Origin of the sequence: Testudinibacter sp. 'clade 2' (assembly GCF_006227735.1) — a bacterium.
Classification (GTDB): Bacteria; Pseudomonadota; Gammaproteobacteria; order Enterobacterales; family Pasteurellaceae; genus Chelonobacter.
Genome location: NZ_VDHB01000201.1, coordinates 1 through 1323, shown reverse-complemented (window position 1 = coordinate 1323; position 1323 = coordinate 1). Strand labels below are relative to the sequence as shown.

The following is a 1323-nucleotide window of genomic DNA, read 5'->3' as shown; positions in this document are numbered from 1 at the left end:
AGTATCAAGAGCGGTTGGAAGCGGCGCAGGTGATTGGCGATATTGCGAAGAATGCGGTGAATCTGGCGACCTATGAAGAGCGCACCGAATCTGCCAAGTTGAAAGACCGGGCGAAGGATGCGGAGAAGGCAGGGAACCGGGTTTTAGCCGCAGATTTATCCGGACAGGCTGCAGCATTAGATAAAAAAATCGATGCACAGTTTGGTATAGGCTCGACAAACGGGCAAGCAATCGCTGCGGTGACGGCGGTGCTACAAGGTTTGGCGGTGCAGGACAGGCGATTGCCGGTGGATTGTCACCGTATGTGAATAGCCAAATCAAAGCACTGACCGGAGATAACACCGAAGCCAACATCGTTGCCCATGCGTTATGGGGCGCGATTGAGGCACAAGCAAGCGGCAACAGCGCTTTAGCCGGCGCAACTGCGGCAGCGAGTGGTGAAGTGGCAGCCGCGTTTTTAACTAAACAGCTTTACGGCAAAGCGCCGAAAGACCTGACGGCGAGTGAGAAGGAAACGATTTCGGGTTTAAGCCAAATTGTGGGGGCGCTGAGTAGTGTTGCGGTGGCGAATAACAGCAGTGACGGTTACCGTGGTGCGGAAGTAGCGGAAAGTGCGGTTGAGAATAATTATTTAACTGAAGTAGAGGCGAAAAATTTTATAGAGGAATATCAAGATGCGAGAACAAAAGAGGATAAAAGAAATGTTTTAATTAAATATACATTATTATCAAAAGAAAATGATAAAAATTTTGATGAAATATGTTCCATTGATCCTGTAGGATGTATTAATTTAATCGATCAAGCAAAAGTAGGTAGTGATGTTTTGACTAATAACCAAAACGACTTTGGATTATCCTCTTATTTCTCTACTATTTTGAATTCAAACTATCGAGCAGAAAATAATAAAGAATGGTCTAGCCCTCATATTTTTGATTTGATACCGGATAAAATTAATCGTGTACAGCCCGATCAAGAATTGGCTAATAAGTTAGCAAAGGGGATTTCAGAGAGAGTAATTCCACTTACTAAGAAAAGTGCCGATCTATTGTATCAGCTTAATACAGATGAGAGGTTGGCTGTATATTATGATCCTTCAAAAATAGAGGTGATTGGTTTCCCAAAAGATAATCCTAAAAAAATATCTGGAAGAGTTAAATATACTGATTGGGTAAATTGGTCTGTTTTTGGTAGTGTTCTGATTAATAAAAGAGAAAATGGTTCATATCATATTTATGATGATAAATACGATTTTAATATAATAGAGAATAATCATCCTAAAGTTATATTGAGAAATATAGAGACTTATCTTGGAGAGCCTAAAGG

2 protein-coding genes are annotated in these 1323 nt (G+C 41.2%); both read left to right on the top strand.

Annotated elements, in window-relative coordinates:
- Positions 1–308, top strand: a 308-nt coding sequence (locus FHQ30_RS13320) for a hypothetical protein (RefSeq protein ID WP_500692271.1), incomplete at its 5' end; no start/stop codon positions are given.
- Positions 305–1323, top strand: a 1019-nt coding sequence (locus FHQ30_RS12550; protein WP_139625184.1) for a VENN motif pre-toxin domain-containing protein, incomplete at its 3' end; no start/stop codon positions are given. The genes FHQ30_RS13320 and FHQ30_RS12550, both read left to right, overlap by 4 nt.